At 40.7% G+C, this 25024-nt stretch carries 24 protein-coding genes; 10 read left to right on the forward strand and 14 right to left on the reverse strand.

Annotated elements, in window-relative coordinates; genetic code table 11:
* Positions 1 to 58: 58 nt before the first annotated feature.
* From fliJ to PCIT_RS05295, 8 genes are all read right to left on the reverse strand, one after another.
* Positions 59 to 502 (reverse strand): flagellar export protein FliJ, encoded by a 444-nt coding sequence (gene fliJ / locus PCIT_RS05260; RefSeq protein ID WP_010364923.1) that lies wholly within the window; start codon positions 500 to 502, stop codon positions 59 to 61.
* Positions 502 to 1833 (reverse strand): flagellar protein export ATPase FliI, encoded by a 1332-nt coding sequence (fliI, locus tag PCIT_RS05265; RefSeq protein WP_010364926.1) that lies wholly within the window; start codon positions 1831 to 1833, stop codon positions 502 to 504. Before fliI ends, fliJ begins: the two co-directional genes overlap by 1 nt.
* Positions 1834 to 1854: 21 nt before the next feature.
* Entirely contained in the window at positions 1855 to 2670 is an 816-nt protein-coding gene (gene fliH / locus PCIT_RS05270) for a flagellar assembly protein FliH (RefSeq protein WP_010364928.1), read from the reverse strand.
* Positions 2671 to 2673: 3 nt separating this feature from the next.
* On the reverse strand, positions 2674 to 3714 hold the full coding sequence (gene fliG, locus PCIT_RS05275; RefSeq protein ID WP_010364930.1) for a flagellar motor switch protein FliG: 1041 nt from the start codon (positions 3712 to 3714) through the stop codon (positions 2674 to 2676).
* On the reverse strand, positions 3707 to 5419 hold the full coding sequence (fliF, locus tag PCIT_RS05280) for a flagellar basal-body MS-ring/collar protein FliF (RefSeq protein WP_010364932.1): 1713 nt from the start codon (positions 5417 to 5419) through the stop codon (positions 3707 to 3709). Before fliF ends, fliG begins: the two co-directional genes overlap by 8 nt.
* Before the next feature lie 25 nt (positions 5420 to 5444).
* A complete protein-coding gene (gene fliE, locus PCIT_RS05285) occupies positions 5445 to 5777 on the reverse strand; it encodes a flagellar hook-basal body complex protein FliE (protein WP_010364934.1) in 333 nt (110 codons plus the stop codon).
* 162 nt (positions 5778 to 5939) lie between these two features.
* Positions 5940 to 7337 carry a sigma-54-dependent transcriptional regulator gene (locus PCIT_RS05290; protein ID WP_010364936.1) on the reverse strand — a complete coding sequence of 466 codons (1398 nt, stop codon included), beginning with the start codon at positions 7335 to 7337 and terminating at the stop codon, positions 5940 to 5942.
* Complete coding sequence (locus tag PCIT_RS05295) at positions 7334 to 8443, reverse strand: sensor histidine kinase (protein ID WP_010364938.1); 1110 nt, start codon at positions 8441 to 8443, stop codon at positions 7334 to 7336. Before PCIT_RS05295 ends, PCIT_RS05290 begins: the two co-directional genes overlap by 4 nt.
* A gap of 328 nt (positions 8444 to 8771) precedes the next feature.
* Between PCIT_RS05295 and PCIT_RS05300 the strand changes: the two genes are divergently transcribed.
* On the forward strand, positions 8772 to 9377 hold the full coding sequence (locus PCIT_RS05300) for a DNA-3-methyladenine glycosylase I (RefSeq protein WP_010364939.1): 606 nt from the start codon (positions 8772 to 8774) through the stop codon (positions 9375 to 9377).
* 35 nt (positions 9378 to 9412) lie between these two features.
* Here PCIT_RS05300 and PCIT_RS05305 read toward each other — a convergent pair whose 3' ends face one another.
* Positions 9413 to 10846 carry a sigma-54 dependent transcriptional regulator gene (locus PCIT_RS05305; protein WP_010364940.1) on the reverse strand — a complete coding sequence of 478 codons (1434 nt, stop codon included), beginning with the start codon at positions 10844 to 10846 and terminating at the stop codon, positions 9413 to 9415.
* A gap of 161 nt (positions 10847 to 11007) precedes the next feature.
* Complete coding sequence (locus PCIT_RS05310) at positions 11008 to 11793, reverse strand: flagellin N-terminal helical domain-containing protein (RefSeq protein ID WP_010364941.1); 786 nt, start codon at positions 11791 to 11793, stop codon at positions 11008 to 11010.
* Between the two features lie 240 nt (positions 11794 to 12033).
* Here PCIT_RS05310 and pseB point away from each other — a divergent pair, with 240 nt between their 5' ends.
* The 3 genes from pseB to PCIT_RS05325 are packed head-to-tail and all read left to right on the forward strand — an operon-like array spanning position 12034 to position 15375.
* Entirely contained in the window at positions 12034 to 13035 is a 1002-nt protein-coding gene (gene pseB / locus PCIT_RS05315; protein ID WP_010364942.1) for a UDP-N-acetylglucosamine 4,6-dehydratase (inverting), read from the forward strand.
* A complete protein-coding gene (pseC, locus tag PCIT_RS05320) occupies positions 13032 to 14186 on the forward strand; it encodes a UDP-4-amino-4,6-dideoxy-N-acetyl-beta-L-altrosamine transaminase (RefSeq protein ID WP_010364943.1) in 1155 nt (384 codons plus the stop codon). Before pseB ends, pseC begins: the two co-directional genes overlap by 4 nt.
* A 55-nt stretch (positions 14187 to 14241) precedes the next feature.
* Entirely contained in the window at positions 14242 to 15375 is a 1134-nt protein-coding gene (locus PCIT_RS05325) for a Gfo/Idh/MocA family protein (RefSeq protein WP_010364944.1), read from the forward strand.
* 21 nt (positions 15376 to 15396) lie between these two features.
* On the opposite strand, the gene PCIT_RS05330 is transcribed toward PCIT_RS05325, so the two are convergent.
* From PCIT_RS05330 to pseI, 4 genes are read right to left on the reverse strand one after another with little or no spacing between them, the layout of a single operon-like run.
* The gene (locus tag PCIT_RS05330; protein WP_010364945.1) at positions 15397 to 16914 is read right to left on the reverse strand and encodes a class I adenylate-forming enzyme family protein; all 1518 of its coding nucleotides are present in this window, start codon (positions 16912 to 16914) and stop codon (positions 15397 to 15399) included.
* On the reverse strand, positions 16907 to 18481 hold the full coding sequence (locus PCIT_RS05335) for a glycosyltransferase 28 domain-containing protein (protein WP_010364946.1): 1575 nt from the start codon (positions 18479 to 18481) through the stop codon (positions 16907 to 16909). Before PCIT_RS05335 ends, PCIT_RS05330 begins: the two co-directional genes overlap by 8 nt.
* Positions 18478 to 18723 (reverse strand): hypothetical protein, encoded by a 246-nt coding sequence (locus PCIT_RS05340; protein ID WP_010364947.1) that lies wholly within the window; start codon positions 18721 to 18723, stop codon positions 18478 to 18480. The genes PCIT_RS05335 and PCIT_RS05340 overlap by 4 nt, the downstream gene beginning before the upstream one ends.
* An 11-nt stretch (positions 18724 to 18734) precedes the next feature.
* Positions 18735 to 19784: a pseudaminic acid synthase gene (gene pseI / locus PCIT_RS05345; protein WP_010364948.1), complete on the reverse strand. Its 1050-nt coding sequence runs from the start codon at positions 19782 to 19784 to the stop codon at positions 18735 to 18737.
* Between the two features lie 192 nt (positions 19785 to 19976).
* Between pseI and PCIT_RS05350 the strand changes: the two genes are divergently transcribed.
* The 6 genes from PCIT_RS05350 to PCIT_RS05375 all read left to right on the forward strand — a co-directional run bounded on the left by PCIT_RS05350 (position 19977) and on the right by PCIT_RS05375 (position 25009).
* Complete coding sequence (locus PCIT_RS05350) at positions 19977 to 20690, forward strand: cytidylyltransferase domain-containing protein (RefSeq protein WP_040696553.1); 714 nt, start codon at positions 19977 to 19979, stop codon at positions 20688 to 20690.
* A gap of 68 nt (positions 20691 to 20758) precedes the next feature.
* Positions 20759 to 21706: an NAD-dependent epimerase/dehydratase family protein gene (locus PCIT_RS05355; RefSeq protein WP_010364950.1), complete on the forward strand. Its 948-nt coding sequence runs from the start codon at positions 20759 to 20761 to the stop codon at positions 21704 to 21706.
* A complete protein-coding gene (locus tag PCIT_RS05360; protein WP_010364951.1) occupies positions 21703 to 22287 on the forward strand; it encodes an SIS domain-containing protein in 585 nt (194 codons plus the stop codon). The genes PCIT_RS05355 and PCIT_RS05360 overlap by 4 nt, the downstream gene beginning before the upstream one ends.
* On the forward strand, positions 22280 to 23278 hold the full coding sequence (locus PCIT_RS05365) for a GDP-mannose 4,6-dehydratase (RefSeq protein ID WP_010364952.1): 999 nt from the start codon (positions 22280 to 22282) through the stop codon (positions 23276 to 23278). Before PCIT_RS05360 ends, PCIT_RS05365 begins: the two co-directional genes overlap by 8 nt.
* Positions 23279 to 23294: 16 nt before the next feature.
* Complete coding sequence (locus PCIT_RS05370; protein ID WP_010364953.1) at positions 23295 to 24341, forward strand: methyltransferase domain-containing protein; 1047 nt, start codon at positions 23295 to 23297, stop codon at positions 24339 to 24341.
* A gap of 5 nt (positions 24342 to 24346) precedes the next feature.
* Entirely contained in the window at positions 24347 to 25009 is a 663-nt protein-coding gene (locus PCIT_RS05375; RefSeq protein ID WP_010364954.1) for a class I SAM-dependent methyltransferase, read from the forward strand.
* Positions 25010 to 25024 lie beyond the last annotated feature (15 nt).

Below are 25024 nucleotides of genomic sequence, written 5' to 3' on the forward strand. Positions count from 1 at the left end.
GGCAAGAGAGGGCCGCACATTGAATAACTTATCTTAACTAAGCAATTAACAAGCCAGTTTAGCTCGCTCTTCGTCGCATGAACTGATTTGTTGCAAATTCATCTAACATAGCTTGCTCAGCTTTATTTAATCGAGCTTGCTTTTCTGCGGCTCTTTTATCCATAAGCATTTCTATTGCTTTAGCTTTTACTTGTTGAGCCAGCCAAATCTTCTTACGCTGCTCCACAACTTGTTGTGCCGTCATTACAGTAGTAGCCTGCTGCTTTATGGCATCTTCAATTTTTTTTATAAACGCCTGATATTGATTGAAACCACTTGTTTGTAAGCCATTCTGGGCTTTTAAATGTAGCTGCTGTGTATATTCTAAGCGAAAGTCATTCAAGCCTTTAAGCTTTTGCTGGTTGGCTGATAAGTGCTGCTGTGCTTGCACATAGTTTATTTTCAACTTTTCTTCTTTTTCGCTTTCAAGTTTATGTAACAATGCTAGCTTATCTGATGCCATTAGCCTTGCCCCAACAATTGTGCGAGGCCTTGTAAGCACTCATCATAATTCAACACATCTTTCATTCCTTGCTGTAAAAAAGAATTCACCGTGGGCATCATATTAATTGCCTGATCTAACATTTGGTCACTGCCCTGCTGATATGCACCTAACGTGATCATGTCTTTATTTTGTTGATACATAGAATAGACCTGTTTTAACACTCTTGCTTGCTGCATATGACTATCGGATACAACCTGTGGCATAACGCGACTAATCGACTTTTCAATGTCTATTGCGGGATAGTGCCCACTATCGGCGAGTTCACGTGACAGCACAATGTGACCATCCAAAATCGCCCGTGCAGCATCAGCAATCGGATCTTGCATATCGTCCCCTTCACTCAATACAGTGAAAAATGCCGTAATGGACCCTTGCCCTTCTCCGCCATTACCTGCTCTTTCAACCAAGGCGGGTAATTTAGCAAAAACAGACGGCGGATAGCCCTTGGTCGCAGGTGGCTCTCCGACTGCCAGTGCGATTTCTCGTTGTGCCATGGCATAACGGGTCACAGAGTCAAGTAATAGCAATACACTCAAGCCTTGATCTCGAAAGTACTCTGCAATTGTTATTGCACTTTCACACCCTTTTAAACGCATTAAAGGTGATGCGTCCGCTGGCGCTGCCACAACCACTGAGCGCTTTCGCCCTTCAGCACCCAAAATTTCGTCTATAAACTCTTTAACTTCTCGACCACGCTCCCCCACTAAACCAACAACAATAACATCGGCTTCACTGCCTCGCGTCATCATTCCCAGCAACACAGATTTACCCACACCACTGCCGGCAAATAGCCCCATTCTCTGACCTTGCCCAACGGTAATAATGGAATTGATTGCTCTAACTCCAACATCCATTGGCTCTTTGATCGGTCTTCTTGCAAGGGGATTTATGGGTTCTTGAGCAAATTTCAACGTGTCTTGTGCATCAATATTACCCAGGCCATCTAACGGTCTACCAAGGCCATCAACAACACGGCCCAGCAAAGCCATGCCAACAGGGAGGCCGGTTTCATTCAATTGGGGAATAACACGTGCGCCAGGTAAAACACCAGATATGTGATCATTTGGCATCAAATATAAGGTATCATTATTAAAGCCAATGACCTCAGCATCAACGAAACCTCGAATGGTTTCAATTTTACATTGGCTACCAACTGGGGCAATCAACCCCTTCGCTTCAAGCGTGAGCCCAACAACGCGTGTCAAGCTACCTGCAACGGGCACTGAAAATTGTGGAATGTGATCTTGATAACGTGCAATTCGCTCGGAAAATGGACTACTTAGGCTCATATATGGATTCAATTATCATCACTAGATACCACTGTCATGCAAGAATTTATCCAGTATTTCTTTTATGCGTATTTTTAGTGTCATATCTATTGATGATTGAGTGGTTTTAACCTCACACCCCCCCCTATCTAAAGTAGGTTCAGCCATTAGCTGCCATTGTTGCTTTGCAAGCTCTTCATTACCATAGGCTTCTTTAACTATATCAATATCTTCAGGGTGTAAATGAATTTTAACACTTTGCTCGGCAACAGGTAATGCGTCCATGGCTTTTTTCAAAGCCAATAATACGAGTTCAGGTTTAGTCGTAACTTCTTGAAAAATCACCGCCTCCGCCAATAAATTGGCGAGGTAAACTAGCTGCTTTTCGCATGCCTCATCAACTTGCCTCAATGGCGCATTTAAGTCATTACAAAGTTGCGATAGAAGTTGTAGTTTTTCATCAACCAATGGCTTTGCATCATCTAGCCCTTGTTGTTTACCAATCTCAATGCCTTCTTTGTAACCTGCTTCTTTTCCTTCGGTAACGCCTTTATCAAAACCGTCGATATAACCTTGCTCATGCCCTTGTTTAATGCCTTCTTCATAAGCATCTTGGCGAATTTGCTCAAGCTCTTCCATGGTGAGCGTCGGAAACTCCGGCTCTTGCGCTTCAGGCTCAACACTCTTTTTTTCATCCGGTTTTTGAAATACTTCTTCTAGTGGCTGACCAAATGCTGTTGAACGGCCCGCATATTTCCTCGGATCATCAGATACGTCGGGAATTGGCCAGTTTTTTAATAATTCGTCAAGCGCTTCGCCTTCAACTGGCCGCCCTTTATAAAACTTTGGATCGCTCATGGTTTACAAGAACTCCTCACCGCCGCCACCACCTAGCATGATTTCTCCGGAATCCGCTAAACGTCTAGCCGTAGAGAGCACTTCTTTTTGCGCCGCTTCTACTTCGCTGATCCGTACTGGTGGCATCGCTTCTAAATCGTCTGCCATCATTTCAGCTGCACGTTTCGACATATTGGCTAAAATCTTATCTTTTAGCGCATCATCTGTGCCTTTAATCGCTTTCATTAATACATCTTGCTGCACTTCACGCAATATCGCCTGAATACCTCTATCTTCAACATCTAAAAGGTTTTCAAATACAAACATTAAATCTTGAATTTGCTGCGACATCTCTTCGTCATGTTCTCTTATAGAGTCCATCAATTGCCCTTCAACATTCGTGTCGAGGTAGTTCATGATATCAGCCGCAGCTTTCAAGCCACCCATTTTCGCAGCCTGCGCCCCAGCTTGACCAGCGAACTGTTTCTCCATGATTTCATTCAGTTCTTGTAATGCCGCAGGTTGTACTTCCTCTAAATTGGCAATACGCATGGTTAAATCTAACCGTACCTTTTCAGGGAATTGCGACAAGATTTCAGCGGACTGTTCTGGTTCTAAGTACGACAATACAATGGTTTGAATCTGCGGGTGCTCATTACGAATAATGTTAGCAACCTGCTTAGAGTCCATCCATTTCAATGAATCTAACCCCTTTGCACCAGACCCCATTACGATTTGGTCGATTAAGCTGGCCGCTTTGTCTTCACCTAGCGCCGCAGTCAATGCTTTACGTATAAAGTCTTCAGACTGAAAACCTATTGTACTAAAACTCTGAATTTGTTCGATAAACAGGTTATGAACTGCACTTATTTTAGATTGCGATAAGTCATCTAATGCCGCCATCGACATACCGACCTTTTGCACTTGTTTAGGTTCAAGGTGTTTAAGGATCTGAGCGGCATCTTCTTCTGTCAGGCTTAATAGCAAGATTGCCGCTTTATCAACACCATCCAACTTCTCAACATCAAAAGTTGCCGGTAATTGTTTTTGTTCTTCATCAGTCATCTTCAGTTAACCACGCTTTCACTACTTGTGAGGAGAGTTCTGGCTCATTCGCTACTAAAGCACGTACTGCTTTAAGTAAGTCTTCATCGCCGTGTAAGTCCGGTAATTGTAATGTACCATCAGATGAGAAACCAACAGCTGCCGAATCAAAATCGTTATTTAACATATCTAATGTGCTGTCACCCAAGTCAACACCTGATGTCAATGAATCTTCATCAAACTCTTCTAGAGTGTCATCTGGGTAAATCAAACGTTTCAACATCGGTCTCACAACTGCCAATATTAAAACAATGATAACCAGTGCACCCATTACCAAGCGCATCGTTTTCATAAACCACTCTTGCTCCCATAAAGGTAGCTCAGCAGTTTCTAAAATATCTTCGCGAACAAATGGGACTGTAACAACCTCTAACGCATCGCCACGTTGCATATCAAAGCCAACACCCCCTTGCAATAATCGTCTGATATTGTTGATTTCTTCTTGGCTACGAGGTTCCATCGTAACAGTACCCTCAGCATCAGCTTTAGGCTGATAATCCACGGCAACAGAGACACTGATCCGGCGAATGACACCACTTTGTTGGCGCTTATGACTAATGGTTGTGTCTAGTTCGTAATTACGCGTCGCTTCTTTATGTGTTCTACTCGGATTCGCGCCGTTACGACCATTACCTTGACCAGCAACTTCGGGAATATTTGAGTTTACAGGAGGTTGATTAGTCAAAGCTCCAGGGATCCCCACAGCTAACCCACCAATATTATTTTCTTCAAACGTCGTTTCACTGCGTACGGCGGGTAAATCAGGATTAAAGCGTTTTTGGGTTTCTTCAATAGAACTGAAGTCCATGGTTAAATCGACTTGCGCTGTAAACTTACCTAAGCCAACCACTGGGATCAAAATGCTATCAATCTTTTCTAAATATTCTTGTTCTCTCTTGCGCTCAATATCATATTCTTTACGTGAACGTGCAGCGAGTGAGTCTTGAGAACCCGAATTCAATAGACGGCCATTTTGATTAGTCACGGTTACTCGAGCTGGTTCTAAGCCTTGTACTGCAGAAGCAATAATGTCAACAATTGCATCGACCTCTTCGCCGCCTAGCGTTCTACCACGTTTGAGAGTGAGTACCACCGTCGCAGACGGTTTCTTCTCTCGTCTTGCGAATACGTTTTCTTTCGGGATAGCTAATAACACTTTAGCTCTAGAGACATCTTGAAGCTCTTCAATGGTACGCGCTAATTGTTGCTCCCGACTATGCTTTAAGCGTTCTCTTTCAAGACGTTGACTCACACCAAAGCCCATATCTTGCATTAGAATATCGGTACCTGAACTTGGCGATTGTGTGAATCCATCACGCGCCATTTTAAGCTTAATATTTTGATAGTCATTTTCGGCGACCATGATGGTATTGCCATCAAGCTCGTACTCAACTTTTTGAGCGTCTAGAAAGTCAAGTGTTTGAACTAACTCATCGGTAGGATACTGACCTAGCGGACGCATATCAGGTTGGCGAGCCCAAATGATAATGAAAATCGCGATCGCTAAACAAATAGCCAATGCGATTACAAGAGTAACCTGACGCAACATATCAACGCCATTTAACCCACTCAAATAGCCTGATTTCTGTTCTTGTTGGTCTTCAGATCCACCGTCGCCCGCAGCGCCATCGGATAAAGCCAATTCAGTTGATTGATTCGTTGCCACAGTTACTCTCCACTACCCAATATAATTAAACTGGCATACTCATAATTTCTTTATACGATTCAACAAGCTTGTTGCGAACCTGTACTGTCGCTTCAAATGCCACTGACGACTTCTGAGATGCGATCATCACCTGTGATAAGGATACACTACGATCGCCCATTTCAAGCGCTGTAACTTTAGATTTTGCATCTTTTTGCAAGCCACTTACAGTATTAATTGCATCTGATAATAAATCACCAAATTGCGCTGACGACGTTGCAGCAGTTTGTGCAGGCATAACGGAGTCTGGTTTATTGCGTGTCGCCTCAATTGCGAGAGACTGCATTTCTTGGTATAGAGCGTTCGGTTGAATATTCATAATGCTGATCCTGTAAATTTGTTACACAGAAACAAAGCATTAATCATGCCAATAAATAACCCAGTTAAATCAATGGTATATAGATAAATTTACTGTGCCATATTATTGACAATGAAAGAGCCAGGCAAGGCTGGCTCTTTCAAGGTAGGAAGTTTTAATCAATTATGCGGGCAACGCTATGCCTAAATCACGCATTTTGGCTAACTTGTAGCGCAGTGTTCTTGGACTCATACCTAGTACTTCAGCAACATCTTTACGTTTGCCTTGATATCGTGAAAGCGTATCTAAGATAATTTGATGCTCTTTATCTTGTAGCTCAGTTTTGTAATCGGCCCCAACACTTTGTGCAGTTGCTTCATTTTTAACCTCAAGTTGTAAGTCTAGATCTAAGGTCTCTGAACTATTTATACTCACAGGTTCTGTGACAGTGAAAGTTTCAGCATTTTCAATAAAAATATCCTGCTCGGATATTGAACTGCCTTGTAGTAATATCAATGCTCTTTGCACCACATTATCCAATTCACGGACGTTGCCTGGCCAACTATGTGCCAATAATTTCGCTTTCGCTGGCTCGCTAAACGTCGGTATTGTTTGCGCAGACTTAGCGCAATGCCGCGTAACCAAGTGCTCAGCTAGTATAATAATATCACCAGGGCGCTGCTGTAAGGGTTTCCACATCAGCGGAAAAACGTTTAAACGATAATATAAATCTTCTCTAAATGTTCCCTGCGCAACAGCTTCTTTCAAGTCACGGTTACTTGTAGCAAGCACACGGACATTCAATTCAATCGTTTTTCGCCCACCAAGCCGCTCGACCTCTCGCTCTTGGAGTACTCTAAGTAATTTAGCTTGTAAGCCCAGTTCCATTTCCGTAATTTCATCAAGTAAGATGGTACCGTGCTGCGCTTGTTCAAATTTACCTGGGCATGCTTGAATAGCCCCAGTAAAAGCACCTTTTTCATAGCCAAACAACGTTGCTTCAAGCATATTCTCAGGGATCGCAGCACAATTGATGGCGACAAAAGGCGCATCAGCGCGATCTGATTTATCGTGAATATAGCGTGCTAGTACTTCTTTACCTGAGCCACTTGGCCCTAGTACCATTACACTTGCATCAGATTTAGCCACTTTCGCAGCCAACTCTAATAATTGAATGCTTTGTGGATCAGCAACAATAGGCCCGTCCGTTTCTTTTGCTTTTTCTGGCATATAACGACTTACCATATTTAAAAGCACTTCAGGGGCAAAGGGTTTAGCCATATAATCAATAGCACCTAACCTCATCGCTTCAACTGCATCGTCTATTGTTGCGTAAGCTGTCATCATCAATACGGGCAAATCTGGGTAATTTAACTTAATTGTGCGTAGCAGGTCGATACCACTCATTTCACCCATTTGCACATCACTTACAACCAGAGAGAAGCTTTGCTTTTTTAACAACATAACTGCTTCTTCAGCACTCGACGCTTCGACACACTCAAGGCCTGCTAACTGTAATGTGTCGAGCAACGCTTCACGTAAACCTGCATCGTCTTCAACGACTAAAATAGAATGACTCATACAGCCTCCAATTGTTCCATATCAAATGAAATTGGTAACAACAAACTAAATTGTGCACCGCCACTATTTACGTTACACACTTCCACGGACCCTTTGTGAGAGTTTGCAACTGAACTCACTACGGCAAGACCAAGGCCTGTGCCTTGTGTTTTTGTCGTAAAGAAAGGTTCAAATAACTTACTTTTCAATGCTTCATCAACGCCAGGGCCATTGTCTGATACAGAAATTCTAACTCTGTCAGTACCTGGTTCTCGCTTTGCACAGATGGTTACATGTGCCTGCTCACCTATAATTTGAACACTGTTGTGGATCAAGTTCTGAATTGCTCCCGCCAAAGCGGTTTTATTGCCAATCACGGCAATATCAGGTTCCGGTAGGATCACCTCTAGCACACTATCATGCATAGTGACCATGGCGTCCGAACCTGCTTTCACTTCGGTAAGTAACTGCTGCATAGATACACTTTCAACCACTTGTTCTTCGCCACTTTTTGCAAATAGCAACATATCGTTGACTTGAGACTCCAAATCTTTGAGTCGCGACATTAATTTTTCGTGAAAGCGAATTCTGGCTGAGCCCAACATTTTATTACTGCCTAGGTTAGCGGCATAGAGCATTGCGGCCGATAAAGGGGTACGCACTTGGTGGGCCAAAGACGCAACCATCTTCCCCAGCGCGCTTAGTCGCTGCATATGTGCCATTCTAGATTGAAGCTGTCTTGTTTCAGTTAAGTCAGTCATCAAGATCAGTTGACCTGGCTCTGGCGTTAGCGCTGAAATATCCAATTTAATCAGGCGCCCATCTTTGAGAGATACTTCATGTCCATCATCTTGTTGTGGACAAAAAGAACGCTGAATAATATTAAACCATTTTTCACCTTCTAATGGTTCTCCGAGCATATCTATCGCAATTTGATTTGCTTTAGCTATCATTCCTTGACCATCTAAGACCACAACGCCCGCTGGCATCGTATCAACCAAGTGACTCAACCAACTGGCTTGCTGTCGAAGGTCGCTCAACTCACCCACATAAGCCTCTTGTAATAAACAAGGGTTGTACTGTGTCGCAGGTGAAAAGCTTGGGTTTAATATATGTGCTAAAGCCATAATAAAAACTCTCAAATAAAAATTACTGAAATGAATAAAGCACACTTCATGCCAGTTTTATTTTCATTTTTATCAATCAGTTAGAGATTAAATTCCCGCAACGTTTTTTTGACACTCGATAAAGTAGCTCGCACATTTAATATTAAAGTGTGCCGTATTCCTCATATTAAGACCATAAAAAATCCTATTCCACCAACAAAAATATGCTAACTCGTCGTCGCTCAATATTTATAGTAGCCCCAGTATTCTCCAAAGATTGAAGTACATAGGCACTCATGAATTTTGATGGTACTCTCACTTATACTTTTGGTTGATATTGAGATTCATTATGTCTACTCGCTGTTTATGGCTTGATCCGACAAAACCTGACTATGTTGCTTACCATGATAATGAATGGGGGGTACCAGTATTTGATGATCAAACACTCTTTGAGTTTATTACATTAGAATCGGCACAAGCAGGTCTAAGTTGGTACACTATTTTAAAAAAGCGCCAAGGCTATAAAAATGCGTTTCACCAGTTTAACGTGAAAGATGTTGCTAACATGACAGATCTCGACGTGAACCGTCTTATGGATAACCCCGATATTGTCAGAAACAAATTAAAGATACTTGCGACAATTAATAATGCAAAAGCATTTATAAAGATCCAAGGTGAATTTGGCAGTTTTGCACGGTATCAGTGGCAATTTGTAGATTATCGTATTGTCGTGAATAACATTGCGAGCAAGGAAGATTACCCAGCCACCAGTGCCATTAGTACCCTCTTTGCCAAAGATTTAAAAAAGCGCGGATTCAAGTTTCTAGGGCCCACGACAGTATATGCGCATATGCAAGCATCTGGTATGGTCAATGATCATGACAATGCGTGTTTCAGGAAACAGGAAATTCTAGATGACTGGCAGCATATCGATATAAAAGAGCGCGTGACCTAAACCCTTATAGCGACTCACTCGGTTACTTAACTTATTTAATCTTTATTTAAGTTATATTTTTTCATTTTTTCAACTAATGTCGTGCGGCGTACCCCTAGTATCTCAGCTGCACGCGCTACGATATAGTCATACCGTTCCAGTGCTTGCGTGATTAAATTTACCTCAAGTTCAGCCAGATATTCCTTAAGCTCAATCCCTTCTTCAGGTAAGCTTCCAACTGATTGCTCCATTGGTTGAAATTCTGATTCTAACTCCTCGTCATAGTCACTGAAGCCTTCACTGAATAATTCATTAAACGCATCTTTTTCACGCAATTCTTCAGGGTATTCTGGCTCAAATGCATCCACTTCGATATGTCGATACTTATTTGGCAAATCCGTTACATCAACCACTTTTTCAGGGAACATGATCACCATACGTTCAACTAGATTCGCTAATTCACGGATATTACCTGGCCATTCATGTGCTTTTAAACTTTCAATGGCACGCTCTGTAAATTTCGCTCCAGTCCCGCTTTGCTCATTCACACGGCGCATCAACTCTTTTAATAAAAGCGGTATATCATCTGAGCGTTCATGTAATGAGGGGTTTTCAATAGGAAATACATTCAAGCGATAATATAAGTCTTCACGAAATTTGCCTGATTCAATCATGTCTTCAAGGTTTCTATGAGTCGCTGCGATAACCCGTACATCGGCCTGAATGGCCTTGGTACCCCCAACTCGCTCATAACTGCGCTCTTGTAATACTCTAAGCAACTTAACTTGCATTTGCAGCGGCATATCTCCTATTTCATCAAGAAATAATGTACCGCCTTGAGCAAGCTCAAAACGCCCTTTCCTTGCTGAAATAGCCCCTGTAAACGCTCCTTTTTCATGACCAAAAAGCTCACTTTCAAGCAACTCGCCAGGAATAGCACCACAGTTAACTGGCACAAACGGACCATTGTTACGCTTTGATAATAGATGTACGTTGCGCGCGACAACTTCTTTACCAGTTCCTGACTCACCTAATATCAGCACATTGGCATCTGTTTTAGCAACTTGAGAAATTAAGAATCGAACCTGTTTAACAGCGTCAGTTTCACCCACTAGTCCATCAAATGATTTACCACTGATTTTATCCGACTGACCAGGGAGCATGCGCAAATATTGCTGACAATCATGCAACAATTGCATGGTGATATCATGACTAAAAGGCTCTGTAATTAACCCTATAACGTTCGCTAAATTCAAAAGGGGTTTTAATGTCTCGCCAACGAGTAAGAAAGGTGTGGCTGGGTAAGATTTAATAATTTTTTCATGATCCAGCTCAATAAGTGCACCTAGTACAACAATATTATCTGAATTTAATTTTTGACCTTGAGATAAAGCAGCCCCTTCAACAACCTGCGATGATTGACCAACAAAGTTCAATGAAGCACATAAGCTATGTGCCCGGCTATTATTATTATCGAGGATCAAAACCATCTTAACGGGTCTCACTTTCAAGGCGATCATAAAGTTAAGATTGTAAGGCAGTTAACGAGGGATGCAATACCTAAGTGGCAAAATTTTGACAACTTCGCCAAAAAACTGCCACTTAGTATGCTCTAAATCAATACTTATTGATTAGATTATATTTTTTGTGCCTATAATAGACCAAGCACAGATGACGCCGATTGATTAGCTTGGCCACGTAACGCGATGGATGCTTGCGACAAAATATCATTTGCTGTTTGCTCTGATATTGCTTGCGCATAATCAGTATCTTGAATTCTACTTTGACTGGCAGCAATATTTTCGTTTTGCGTACCTAATCCACGGATTGTACTATTTAAAGTATTCTCAAAAGCACCTAATTGCGTTCGTTGTGTATTTAACTCTTTAGCCGCTGTATCAGAAACGTCGATGGCAGCCTGAGCACCAGCCTGTGTAGAAATATCAACACTTGCTATCGCATTTGCAAAACTACCATCTGTTGCCGTAATGTTTTGTGTTGAATTTGCATCAGGGCCAACCTGAAAGCTCGTTTCATCACCGTTAAACAAAGATTTTCCACCAAACGTAGTATTTTCGAACGTCTCTGTTATTTGAGTTTGCAGTTGAGACACTTCATCTTGCAACGCCTGTCGGTCTGAATCAGTTAATGCGCCATTACCTGACTGAATCGATAATTCTCTAATGCGCGAAACAGCATCATTGACACCCGATAATGCTGATTCCGCTGTCTGGGAATAGGAAATGCCATCATATGCATTTCGTACGGACTGATTGTAACCCTCTTGCTGGGAGTTCAATCGATTAATTATCTGTAATGCTGCCGCGTCATCCGCCGCAGAATTCACCTTTTTACCAGTAGCAAGCTGTTGATTTAACTTATTCCCAACTTGCTCAGTGCGATTAAACGCATTAAAGCTTGGTGATTGAATTTTCATAACCCCTCCCCGTCAGGTGTTATTGCATCCAGGTTGATAGTTTAAATAATAACCTGGCTTGCGAAAAAAGTCACCTTGTACCATCTTTTATTGCAACGTCCTTGGCATAATTACTGCAAAATGATGAGAAGTATTATAAAGTACTGACAATTAAATTGTTTCTAGTGTACTGCTACGGCAACTGCACAACTTGTTGTATGTATCTGTAAAGTATTAGATGCACTTGAACTAGGTGATCATATGTTTGATAACAAAACTATCTTAATTACTGGTGGTACTGGGTCTTTCGGCAAAAAGTACGTTAAGACTCTACTCGCTCGGTACAAACCCAAAAAAATCATCGTATTTTCACGCGACGAGCTCAAACAGTTCGAAATGCAACAAGACTACAATCATTCATGCATGCGCTATTTTATTGGTGACGTCAGAGATAAAGATAGACTTCGCCGTGCTATGCGTGGGGTTGATTATGTCATTCATGCAGCAGCGCTTAAGCAAGTGCCTGCAGCTGAATATAATCCCATGGAATGCATTAAAACAAATATAAACGGTGCAGAGAATGTTATAGAAGCGGCACTAGACAATAATGTTTCTAAAGTCATTGCTTTATCAACAGACAAAGCGGCAAATCCAATAAACTTGTATGGCGCGACTAAATTAGCATCAGATAAACTATTCATCGCGGCAAATAACATTGCAGGTGGCCATAACACGACATTTGCAGTTGTTCGTTATGGTAACGTAGTATGCTCTCGAGGATCGGTTGTTCCAATATTTCAAAAGCTCGTTGATGAAGGTAAAGATCATATCCCCATCACCCATGAAGACATGACCCGATTTTGGATTAGTTTACAGCAGGGCGTTGATTTTGTTTTAAAGAACTTTGAGAGAATGTTGGGAGGAGAAATATTTGTTCCCAAAATACCTTCTATCCGTATTACTGATTTAGCTACCGCAATGGCACCTAATATCCCTCAAAAAGTAGTAGGGATCAGACCAGGTGAGAAACTACATGAAGTGATGTGCCCTGCTGATCTTTGCTTTGAAACCTACGAATATAATGATCACTTCGTGATTGCACCAGGCATTAAATTCAGTAGTAGAAGCAATCATTTCGATGTGAATGCACTGAATGAAAAAGGTCAAAAAGTAGCCCCTGGATTTGAATACAACTCTCGCGATAACTTGGATTATATGACAATTGAGCAAATCCAAGCGTTTAATATTCAGGCGCTAATATGATCCCATATGGTAAGCAGGACATAGACCAAAAAGACATTGAAGCCGTGATTGATGTACTCAAGTCAGATTGGCTAACACAAGGTCCAAAAGTGCCAGAGTTTGAACAAAGCATAATTAACTACGCTAGGTGTAAACATGCAGTTGCTGTCAATAGCGCTACGTCAGCCTTGCATGTAGCTTGCTTATCATTAGGTGTAACTGATGGTGATTTAGTCTGGACTTCTCCGATATCATTTGTTGCAAGTAGTAATTGTGCATTGTATTGCGGTGCTACTATTGACTTCGTAGACATTAATTTATCTACAGGTAATATGTGCACACTTGAACTAGAAAAAAAGCTCATTGTCGCCAAGGAAAATAAACAACTCCCAAAAGTTGTTATTCCCGTTCATTTAGCCGGGCAGTCTTGTGATATGCAGCGCATCTATGCACTCTCATTAGAGTATGGCTTTGCAATAATCGAAGACGCCTCTCATGCAATCGGTGCAAAATATCAAAATGAACCTGTAGGTAGCTGTCAGTATTCTGATATATGTGTCTTTAGTTTTCACCCAGTTAAAATTATTACCTCTGCTGAAGGTGGCATGGCGACTACAAACGACCCTATACTCGCAAGAAAAATGCAGCTATTGCGTAGCCATGGTGTTACCTCTGTTGATACAGAAATGACAGAGCCTTCCCAAGGACCTTGGTATTATCAGCAAGTCAGTCTCGGATTCAATTACCGTATGACAGACATACATGCAGCACTAGGCTTAAGCCAGCTGCAAAAAGTTGATACCTTTATTGCAAAACGTAACCAACTTGCCAGCTTATATAATGATCTCCTAAATGACACACTGATAGCACCACTTTTTCTAGTTGAAGGAACCTACTCCGCTTACCACCTTTTTGTGGTTCAACTGACAGTGCCCTGTAAAGCCAAGCATCGTGAACTAGTAACCCAGCTTAGAAGACACAACATTATGGGCCATGTACATTATATCCCTATTCACTTACAGCCCTACTACCAAGCTATGGGGTTTAAGTCTGGTGATTTTCCTAATGCAGAGCGCTACTATGAGAGTGCGGTCACATTACCATTGCATCCAGGTTTAACCATTGAGCAAGTTCAGTATGTGGTTGACACAGTCCATGATATCTTAAGCTAAAGTTTTCCTTTCAGTTGACGATTTATTATATAACCTACTTACTGCAGAGGCCTTTATGCTAAATATCCGCCCATCACTCAAGCTGGCATTTATTGGCGGGGGAAATACGTCAGCTGTTGGGTATGTGCATTTTTGTGCAGCCCACCTAGACAATAAATTTCAAGTGGTTGCTGGCGCATTTTGCCGTTCCCAAGAGAACAATCATAAAACCGCGCAACAGTGGGGCATAGCACCAGAAAGAGCGTATCTCAATTGGCAGGAATTAGTTGAACAAGAGTGTGATCATGTAGATGCCTTTGTCGTGTTGACCCCAACTCCTCATCACCTAGAAGTACTACAATATTTATTTAACAAACAAGTCCCTGTGATATGTGAAAAGGCGATGGTGTGTGATCCAAAAGAAATTGAAGCCCTACAGCCCTTTTATAGCAAAGAACAGTTTTTAGCAGTTACATTTAATTATAGTGGCTATGCCATGATACGAGAACTAAAGTATCTAATTAACCAAGGAAAATTGGGGTGTATTCAAAAGATTCATTTAGAAATGCCACAAGAAGGCTTTAGACGACCCCCCGATATTGCTGGGAAATCAGCCAGCCCCCAAGCATGGCGTTTACAAGATGGTGACGTACCCACAATTTGCTTAGACTTAGGCGTACATTTACATCACTTATCGAGCTTTTTACTCGATGAAGAACCAAGTGCGGCAATTGCAGAATTTAGTAATCACTCGCAATACCCAAACATCGTTGATGACGTACAGATGTTACTAAAATATCCTACAGGCATAAGAGGTAGTATGTGGATGTCTAAAACAGCAATAGGCCACCGAAATGGATTACAAGTTAGGGTCTATGGAGATAAAGGCAGTGCAAAGTGGTTTCAGCTAAACCCTGATGAGTTAGAGTTAAACTATAACAATGGGCGACGTGAAATTTTAGATAGGGCAGGCCAGTGTGAATATGCAGATCAGTTTAGATACAATCGTATGAAACCAGGCCACCCTACCGGCTTTGTTGAAGCATTTGCTAATTTGTACAGTGATATTGCAGATAACTTATTAAGCTATAAGCATGGTACCGTACAAACCTCACCCTATGTTTTTGGGCTTGAGCATGCAAATGCCGGGTTAAAGCTCTTTTCTGCGGCCAGACGTTCGTCATTGAGTCAAAAATGGGAAGCCATATAGCAACTTAGCTTATTGATCTTATCAATAAGCTTGAGTGTGATAAATGTGTTTGATAGTGGGTTTATGGATTTTACCCATTTCAGTTTTAGGTAAACTCTCAAATTCTAATAGTTCCTTTGGCTGCTGATAATCTGTTAATTGAGATAAAAAGTGCAGTTTCATTAGGGTTTGAGCCTCATCAGGCGCGTCATTTCGTAATACATAAGCCACCAATATTACCTGGCCAAATTGAGCACTTTCGACACCGAGCGCAGCACACTCCTCTAACCAAGGTAGTTGATTCGCGACCAACTCAATATCGCTTGGGAAGACATTGATCCCTCCGGATTTTATCACCTCTTTCGTACGTCCAACGTAGTATAAATAGCCATTTTCATCCAAAAAGCCTAAATCACCCGTATAAAAATAACCCTGAGCATCGTAACTATTCAATGTTTGCTGCGACAGGTTGAAATACCCAACAAATTCAGTCTCTGAACGACACGCTATTTCTCCAATTTCCCTACAGTCTAATTCTTTGCGCTCTGCTGAGCATATTTTTACTGTGACATGCGGCAATGGTCTACCTACACTCTTTAGTGGAGCCCGTGGTTTTGTGATGTCAAAATCGCTTATCACCCCCATCTCAGAGGCGCCATAACACTCATGAAAACGACACTTCAAAAGGCTCAATAGCCTTGATTTATCCGCTACCTCTAATGTGGCAGATGAAGAAACGATACACTTTAGGCTACTCAAATCACGGCCTTTAAGCTGGTCAGTGAGGACTTTAAGTTGCCCTGATACAGCAAACAAAAAGTTAACTTCATGAGTCTCTACTGCTTTTAACCAAGCCTGCACCGTAAACTTTGGTAAAATAACGACTGTTGCCCCCAACATTAATGGCATTAATAAACCTCGTTGTGCTAACGAGTGGTAAAGGGGTGTTGAAACCAAAACAACCTCATCCTTAGACAGGCTGTAATAGTCAATAGTCGCTTTAAATGCACGATTGATTTTAGTAATTTGCGTGAAAACGATAGGCTTTGGTTGACCCGTAGAGCCAGAGGTCATCGTCAAAATATAAGGGTTCTCGCTGGGTCCCATAGGTACATCAATTAAATGTAGCGCACATAGCTGCTCTAGCGTTAATTTAGTCACAGGCCCCCTTCCGATGGTAACAATACACTCTGCTGATATGCACTCTAAGTCAGCCACCGCTTTTGCAACCGTTGGCCACGCAAATACGAAATCACACTGAGCGCTTTTTAACGCTGCCTCTAACGCATCTCCTTTCATTGTTAATGGTAATGGTACTATTGCAGCACCTACTTTCGATGTCGCTAGTAAACATAAAGCAAACTCAATATTATTAGGGCAAAACAGCGCTATTTTACTTTGTTCACGTACCCCACTCTGCCACATACCACTTGCTAAATGATCGACCTTATTTAAGAGTTCTTTATAGGTGACTGTTTTATCTTGATATATACAAGCCACTTTATTTGGTGTCTTGCAACGGTGCTCTGCTACTAATTGATATATATTTGGTTTATTCATCAGGGTATCGCATTACAAAGTTAAACTGTTTGTCAGCTTTCGGAAAAAGGTTTTGTGTCACAGTATGAAAAGAAGAGCCTAAGGGAGATTCAATAAACCCCATGTAACGATTTAATAGATTCACAAACTTATTTTCTTTGTGGATCACCGCTAGCCAATAAGCTTTAGGGTGAAGCTCGCCACAAAAATCTAACTGCCACTGTAAAATCAGCATTGCAATATTAAAAGGCACTTCCTCACCGGCGGTAAACCACCCTCCGTAAAGGTATTCTGCACCATCACATTGATATATTTGATGCCAAACATACGCGATGACTTTTCCATTTTGTTCGACGACATATGAGTTTCGATTATTATTAAACCACCATAGGTAATGCGTTAATCGGTCGATTGGTTCTGTTACCGTCATTCTTTTCGCATTATTAGGTTTATTTCTAGCAGCTAAGTAATCATTAACATCCCCATCAAACACAGGCCTAACCGATATGGAGCTTGATAACCATTGATACTCATGAACGTAGCTTTGCAGTGGCCCTACACTGGGCTGATACTTAATGCCGGTTAATATATTAGCAACGCGCTGTACACCCGCTCCATCAACTAATAATGTGCTTTGCTCTCTCATCTTAACCAATCTAGGTAACGCATTTACTATTAATGCTAACTTTTCACCTAGTTTCGAAATTTGCAATAAACTAATATCATCAAGGTGTAAAAAATGGCCAAATGCTTCTAAATGAGACAAAGAGTTGTGTTGGTTTTCAGCAATTGAAAACGTGATGCTGGGCACCTTAAATACAGCGAGCTCATATAAAGATGTACCTAGTGCACCAATAAATAAATCACTCGATGCATAGTACTCAACCAACGATAAAGGAGCGTCAAGCAATGTTAATTCAGGGGTATTTTTACAAATTGCATGTAGTTGCTCCTTGTACTGAGCTTGAGGCCCAACTACAACCGAAATATGTAGCTTTTTCAGAAACTCTTTTGGAATAGCACTTACCAAAGCTGCAAATAATCTTAGGTCCCCTCCTCCACCAAGAGACAATAGAATGTGTTTTACTTCACGCTCAATTACTGCTTCACCATCAATTTTTAAATAATCCGGTGCCAATAAAGCAAAGTCAGGCCCTTGATGTACTTCAGTAAACTCAGGAACTTGAGTGTTATACCTAGTATACGTATCACTTCCTTGCCATTTAGCATCAAAAAGATAGTCACAGTAATGCGCTCTAGCTAAGTCATCAAAAACAACAACCTTACCGCCGAGAGATTGCAGTGCGAGTTCATATTCATAACCAAGCTCATAGTGATCGATAAATATAAAGTCAGGCTTTTCAGAGGCTGTGAGGGATATGAGTAACTCTAAGTCATGTGCGCTATTTGTAACCACATAGTGCTGTTCACAGGTCAAACCGCTCAGTAAATAACTAACATCAACTGAACTTTCATCTAAAATCAATGTAAGTTTATAGTGCCTCACTGTGAATTCGTGCAATAACCACTTCATGCGCATTAAATGCCCAATCCCTGCGCATGTTGAAATTCTTGCGATAATATTCATAGAGACTCTAAAATAGTAGAAACAAGCCCTGAAACCGTCGCATTCTTTTCATCGACTAACTGTAGCGGTGTTAGTTTTATTCCCGATACTAACTCCAACTCCATTATCATCGATAAAATTTCAAATGAATCTAGCAGACCCGAGGCTACAAAATTAAAGCATAATAATCTTTCACCTGAACATTCAATCCCTCGGGCCATTAAAAAATCAGAGAAAAACAATAGTAACTGTTCTTTGCTCATAACACGCCCACCTATGTAATATCATTCCAACTCAATTGAGTACCTTTGGGTAAAAAATGTGCCGTAGTTCTTCCTATGATATTTGGTAAATCCTTCGGAGCAAGTTCACCACCACCTGGTCGCATGTTTATGACATTACTCCTATCAAGTTTAGCCCCAGCTGCAACGTCACATGATGTATATAAACATCGTCTGTATGGAGACGGCTTAGTTGGATAACAGACCGTTCCTATGGCTTTTTCTACTTGTCGAACACCATGCACTAGTGCTTTTAGTTCATCTGGCGTCATAGAAAAAAAGCTATCTGCCGTTTCATGATCCTTGCTTAACACAAAATGCTTTTCAATGATGTGCGCACCAAAAGCAACAGAAGCAATAGGTACGTCATTACCTAAAGTATGATCTGACAGCCCTACGGGGCATTGAAAGCTTTGTGCAATATGCGGAATAGTCTTGAGATTGATCGATTCTGCTGGAGCTGGGTATGTGCTAGTACACTTTAATACACATAACTCTTGCACACCTGCTTCTTCAGCAACTTGCACAGCATCCGCAATTTCATTCAACGTGGCACCGCCTGTCGACATAATCATAGGCTTACCTGTGGCTGCCACTTTGCGAATTAAGTCATGATCTATGAGTTCAGGAGATGCAATTTTATAAGCCGGAGAATCAAGTGATTCTAATAGTTCAACGGCGCTTGCATCAAAAGGTGATGAAAAGATGGTAATTCCAATTTTATGCGCCAATTCAATCAGCGGTTTATGGAAATCCCATGGCATATAGGCCCCCTCATACAAGTCGTAAAGGTATTGTCCTTGCCAAGGGCCTTGATCAATATAGAAATGTGGTAAATCACATTTCATAGTGAGTGTATCTGCGCGATACGTTTGTAATTTTACCGCATCTGCACCAGCTTCTTTAGCTGCAATCACAATGGCTTTTGCTTGTTCCAAGTTTTGTCCATGGTTTGCAGACATTTCTGCAATAATATAAACAGGATATCCGGGACCAATTTTTCTTCCATCAATAGAAATTTCTGATTTAAATGTCACAGGCATTCCTCTTCTTAATCTAATTTATGGTCAAACCAATTAGCAATCTTTGTGCCCTAACCTAAAATATTGCTCAATAAATGAAACATTACCTTGTTCTATAATAGGTTAAGTACTTTTTACTGTGTGAAACAGTGTAATGATTTGCTATATTGAACTCAATGATAATTATCACAAGTCTAAGTCATGTCCAATGTTATGATAATCATTCAAGCTAGAATGACATCAACCCGATTGCCAGAAAAAGTCATGCTCCCTTTGTGTGGAAAATCTGTACTTCAGGTAATGATTGAAAGGTTGTCGAATTGGCATGAGCACATTATCGTAGCAACGACAAATGATGGCAGCGAACGGCCTATATTAGATTTATGTAACAAATTAAACATTCGTACTTTTGAAGGTGACACAAACGATGTTTTGGGCCGTTATTACAATGCAGCTAAGTTATATGGCGCAACCGACAATACCACGATTGTAAGGCTCACAAGTGATTGCCCTCTCATAGATCAACAATTATGTGCTCAAGTTATTTCAAAAAGACTACAACAAGAATACGATATGGTTAACTTAGGACCTCACAGTGGTTTCCCACGCGGCCTAGATTGTTGCGCATTCTCATTTAAATTACTTGAGCATACCCATAATCAAGCCACTTCGACCGCCGATCGTGAGCACGTAACACTTGGCATGGCAAAATTTAATTCCATGTCAACTTATACTTTCAGTTCACAAGAAGACTTTAGTCACTATAGACTCACCCTTGATGAGCCTGATGACTACTTGGCAATCACGGCTATATATGGTGCTTTTTGTGATTCTCTCAACTTTTCATATCCTGAATTGCTTAAAATGCTAAAGAAAAAGCCCGAACTGTACGATATAAATAAACATGTTGAACAAAAAGTTGTCTAGAACGCTTGTTTGTGTATGTTAACTATCACGGCTGTAGGCTCTACGTATAATAATTTAGAGAAAATATAATGAATTCTAAAACAGTACTCGTTACAGGTGCAACCGGCTATAAAGGCACCGTCCTAGTTCCAAAACTGCTTAACAAAGGCTATCGCGTAATCGCTTTAGATACCCAGTGGTTCGGAAACTTCCTACCTAGCCACAGTAACTTAACTGTAATAAAAGGTGATGTTCGGGATACTCATAGTTTCGATTTAGATAACGTCGATGCAATTATCCACCTTGCTTCCATTGCTAACGATCCGTGTGGCGATTTAAATCCAAAGCTCACTTGGGAAGTTAGCGCTCTCGCTACAATGCAACTAGCAGATAAAGCTAAACGCCATGGAATTAAACAATTTATTTACGCATCTTCTGGCAGTGTATATGGCATCAAAGATGAAGAGCATGTAACCGAAGACCTATCATTAGAACCCATATCAGAATATAACAAAACTAAAATGGTTGCCGAACGTGTACTACTAAGCTACGCAGATGATATGGCTGTTCAGATTGTCCGTCCAGCTACGGTGTGTGGTTTATCGCCTCGTATGAGATTAGATGTCTCCGTCAATATGTTGACAATGCAAGCATTAAAAAATAAAAAAATTACTGTTTTTGGGGGTAAGCAAGTTCGACCAAACATACACATTGACGATATTACCGACTTGTATCTTTATATGCTTGAAAACCCAGAAAAGACCCAAGGCGTGTTTAATGCCGGTTTCGAAAACATTTCAATTTTAGACATTGCCAATCGGGTAAAAAGCAAAGTTGATTGTGAAATAGTTGTTACACCATCTAATGATCCTCGCTGTTACAGAGTAAACTCTGACAAATTACTTGCCACAGGGTTTAAACCAACTAAAACCGTTGCTCATGCAATAGATGAAATAGCGCAAACCTATAGGAACGGAGATTTAGTCGATCACCCTCGCTTTCATAACCTGCAATGGATGCAACAGGAAATTTTATGAATGAGCGCAGAAACAACATACCGCAACTAGCGATAACTTATGTCAGTTCACTTACGAACACATTAGAGCAGCTAAATACTGATGCCCTGACATTATTCGTTGACACACTTTTAGATATGCGAGAACAACGAGGTACACTTTACTTATGTGGAAATGGAGGTAGTGCAGCCAATGCAATTCATCTTGCAAACGACTTCACTTTTGGTATTAACCCACAAGGTAATGCGCTAAAAGTTGAGGCCTTACCGGCTAATAGCTCGATACTTACATGCCTAGGTAACGATATAGGCTACGACAATATTTTCTCCCATCAGCTGCAAGTAAAAGCCGAACAACAAGATGTTTTACTTGTGTTGTCTGGCAGTGGGAATTCACAAAACATTATCAACGCAATTTCGTACGCAAATAATATTGGTATGACAACCATCGGTATACTCGGTTTTGATGGTGGCAAAGCTAAAGCAATGCTCGACCAACCATTTCATTTTGATGTGCAAGATATGCAAATATCAGAAGATACTCAGGTTATTATTGGCCATATCCTGATGAAAGCATTATACGAGGAGTTGCAGGATGAGTAACGCCCCAGTATTAGTTCTTGGCAGTAACTCTTTTTCTGGCGCTTCGTTTTGTGCCCATATGTTAGGCCAAGGCAAAAAGATTGTTGCCGCAAGTCGTTCTTTAGAACCTATTGATGCCCTACTTCCATATAAATGGAAGCATAACCATCAAAGTAACTTACAATTCAAGCAATTAGACCTAAATCATCAATTGGATAAGATAATCTCGCTCGTAAAGCGAGAAAAAATCAGCCAAGTATATAACTTCGCAGCTCAGAGCATGGTTGGACAAAGCTGGGAGTTTCCTGAACATTGGTTTATGACCAATGCAGTCTCAACCATCAAACTGCATAATGCGCTTCGTCAACTTGATACGCTTGATAAATATATCCATATATCAACACCTGAAGTATATGGTAGTTGTAAGGGGTTGGTGCCAGAGCACCGTAAATACCATCCAAGTACGCCTTATGCCGTATCTCGTGCTGCTGCAGATATGAGTTTGCACACTTTCTCTGATGTTTATGACTTTCCGGTAGTATTTACCCGAGCTGCAAATGTATTTGGGGAAGGCCAACAACTTTATAGAATAATCCCTCGTACTATTTTATATATATTACTCGGTAAAAAGCTTCCCCTTCATGGTGGTGGGCATTCCACTCGCTCATTCATTCATATTGATGACGTATCTCATGCTACACAGCTGATAGGTGATTCAGGGAACAATGGCGAGATTTATCATATTTCCACACAAAGAATGATCACTATTCGCGCCATTGTTGAAATGCTCTGTGAAATGATGAATGTACCGTTTGAAAAGGTATGTGAAGTCACTGATGATAGATTAGGTAAAGATGCTGCTTATCTGCTAGATACCAAAAAAATCCGTACTGAGCTTTCTTGGGAAGATAAAATAGAGCTTGAGAACGGGCTGCAAAGAACAATTGATTGGGTTTCAAATAATTTGAATACATTATCTAAACAACCTTTAGAGTACATTCACAAAGCATAAATTATTGGAGATATTAATGGGAATGACACTAAACGTATTGGAAAAAACACTCACTTATTTTCCAAAAAACAGCTCAAAAGTACTCGATATAGGGGCCCAACAAGTATTTGGCAATTTTTATCGTTCAAAAGAGTTTCAGCTTTCCCCACATGAATGCCCTACTGTTAATATTCCTGTTAAATCGGGAGTATATGCTCGAAATATTTATGAAGGTCTCGGGTTCACTTATAAAGCTATCGATTTAAGTGGTGAAGACTACAGTATTAGTATTGATTTAAATTTTGATAGTTATCAGGAAGAGGATAGTTTTGATGTTGTAACCAACTTTGGAACGTCAGAACATATTATAAATCAAGTTAATTGTTTCAAAGCAATGCATGACGCATGTGCTCAAAATGGGGTTATGATACACTCTCTGCCGTTTACCAGGTTCTTTGAGCACGGTTTTTACAATTATAACCCTAACTTGTTTCTTTCATTAGCCCTTGCAAATAACTATGAAATTGAATACTTTGCCATTATTGAAGATAAAAATGGTGGCCGGATCCAAAGTATATTTCATGAATTAGATAGTTTTTACAGATATGAAGAGCTACCTCCTAAAGACTTACTTTTATATTGTGTTTTTAAAAAAACGACAGACGCGCCCTTTCAACTACCTCAACAAGAAAAGTATACTTCACTATCAATGAGGTATGCGCAGCAGAAAAACAATTTTTATGCTAATAGACTATTAGAATTAAGCATTAGCTGGGCAGTTGATATTCAAAAGTTTTTATCCAGTGTACCTCAGCAACCTTTTGCTCTTTATGGTGGTGGTGAATTAAGCCAAAATATTCTATCCATAGAACAATGTAGAAAAAACATACAGGTCATCATTGATGCCGACCAAAGTAAGCACGGAACTGAAATATATGGTATTCCAATAATATCCCCATCAGAGATACCGGAAAATATAAATCACATACACTTAACAATTGACATTCACTCGACCGTTATTGAGAGTTATCTAAAGCAATTTAGCTCTCAAAATTACAAGTTCAGCGGATACTTTACAGGGTAATACACATGCTAGGAAATGAGATCAACCTTTTGAAGAATTACCCTCAATCAAAAAGGGACACAAGAGGAAGAGCAAAAGTAATAACAGAGGTTGACAGAGAAATAGCACGCCAATATGGCAAAGATTTTTTTGATGGTGACCGTACTTATGGGTATGGCGGCTTTAGTTATATGCCACGCTTCTGGCAACCGGTTGTTCCTGACATCCAGTCTCATTTTAATTTAACAAGCGACTGTTCATTGCTAGATGTGGGGTGCGCGAAAGGTTTTATGCTCTACGATTTAATGCAGCATATACCAAATATGACGCTAACAGGCCTCGATATTTCAAAGTATGCCCTCGAGCATGCAAAACCAGAAGTCAAAGACTTGTTGCAGCTTGGTAATGCCAAAGCGCTACCATTTGAAGACAATAGTTTTGATGCCGTTATATCAATTAACACAATCCATAACCTTGATGAACGAGAGTGTGCTATCGCCTTGCAAGAAATTGAGCGCGTCAGTAAAGGAAAGTCGTTCATTACTGTGGATGCATACCGAAACGATGAAGAGAAAGAACGCATGCTTGAGTGGGCGTTAACAGCCAAAACGATAATGCATGTAGATGACTGGAAAGTCTTTTTTCGAGATCACGGCTACACAGGTGATTTCTATTGGTTTATACCATAATGGATATTACAACCA

This window comes from Pseudoalteromonas citrea (assembly GCF_000238375.3).
Taxonomy (GTDB): domain Bacteria; phylum Pseudomonadota; class Gammaproteobacteria; order Enterobacterales; family Alteromonadaceae; genus Pseudoalteromonas; species Pseudoalteromonas citrea.

Bases quoted from the DNA above. Each gene is read 5' to 3' on its own strand.
- fliJ (WP_010364923.1), bottom strand. From the start codon at position 502: ATGGCATCAGATAAGCTAGCATTGTTACATAAACTTGAAAGCGAAAAA.
- fliI (WP_010364926.1), bottom strand. From the start codon at position 1,833: ATGAGCCTAAGTAGTCCATTTTCCGAGCGAATTGCACGTTATCAAGAT.
- fliH (WP_010364928.1), bottom strand. From the start codon at position 2,670: ATGAGCGATCCAAAGTTTTATAAAGGGCGGCCAGTTGAAGGCGAAGCG.
- fliG (WP_010364930.1), bottom strand. From the start codon at position 3,714: ATGACTGATGAAGAACAAAAACAATTACCGGCAACTTTTGATGTTGAG.
- fliE (WP_010364934.1), bottom strand. From the start codon at position 5,777: ATGAATATTCAACCGAACGCTCTATACCAAGAAATGCAGTCTCTCGCA.
- PCIT_RS05290 (WP_010364936.1), bottom strand. From the start codon at position 7,337: ATGAGTCATTCTATTTTAGTCGTTGAAGACGATGCAGGTTTACGTGAA.
- PCIT_RS05295 (WP_010364938.1), bottom strand. From the start codon at position 8,443: ATGGCTTTAGCACATATATTAAACCCAAGCTTTTCACCTGCGACACAG.
- PCIT_RS05300 (WP_010364939.1), top strand. From the start codon at position 8,772: ATGTCTACTCGCTGTTTATGGCTTGATCCGACAAAACCTGACTATGTT.
- PCIT_RS05305 (WP_010364940.1), bottom strand. From the start codon at position 10,846: ATGGTTTTGATCCTCGATAATAATAATAGCCGGGCACATAGCTTATGT.
- PCIT_RS05310 (WP_010364941.1), bottom strand. From the start codon at position 11,793: ATGAAAATTCAATCACCAAGCTTTAATGCGTTTAATCGCACTGAGCAA.
- pseB (WP_010364942.1), top strand. From the start codon at position 12,034: ATGTTTGATAACAAAACTATCTTAATTACTGGTGGTACTGGGTCTTTC.
- pseC (WP_010364943.1), top strand. From the start codon at position 13,032: ATGATCCCATATGGTAAGCAGGACATAGACCAAAAAGACATTGAAGCC.
- PCIT_RS05325 (WP_010364944.1), top strand. From the start codon at position 14,242: ATGCTAAATATCCGCCCATCACTCAAGCTGGCATTTATTGGCGGGGGA.
- PCIT_RS05330 (WP_010364945.1), bottom strand. From the start codon at position 16,914: ATGAATAAACCAAATATATATCAATTAGTAGCAGAGCACCGTTGCAAG.
- PCIT_RS05335 (WP_010364946.1), bottom strand. From the start codon at position 18,481: ATGAATATTATCGCAAGAATTTCAACATGCGCAGGGATTGGGCATTTA.
- PCIT_RS05340 (WP_010364947.1), bottom strand. From the start codon at position 18,723: ATGAGCAAAGAACAGTTACTATTGTTTTTCTCTGATTTTTTAATGGCC.
- pseI (WP_010364948.1), bottom strand. From the start codon at position 19,784: ATGCCTGTGACATTTAAATCAGAAATTTCTATTGATGGAAGAAAAATT.
- PCIT_RS05350 (WP_040696553.1), top strand. From the start codon at position 19,977: ATGATAATCATTCAAGCTAGAATGACATCAACCCGATTGCCAGAAAAA.
- PCIT_RS05355 (WP_010364950.1), top strand. From the start codon at position 20,759: ATGAATTCTAAAACAGTACTCGTTACAGGTGCAACCGGCTATAAAGGC.
- PCIT_RS05360 (WP_010364951.1), top strand. From the start codon at position 21,703: ATGAATGAGCGCAGAAACAACATACCGCAACTAGCGATAACTTATGTC.
- PCIT_RS05365 (WP_010364952.1), top strand. From the start codon at position 22,280: ATGAGTAACGCCCCAGTATTAGTTCTTGGCAGTAACTCTTTTTCTGGC.
- PCIT_RS05370 (WP_010364953.1), top strand. From the start codon at position 23,295: ATGGGAATGACACTAAACGTATTGGAAAAAACACTCACTTATTTTCCA.
- PCIT_RS05375 (WP_010364954.1), top strand. From the start codon at position 24,347: ATGCTAGGAAATGAGATCAACCTTTTGAAGAATTACCCTCAATCAAAA.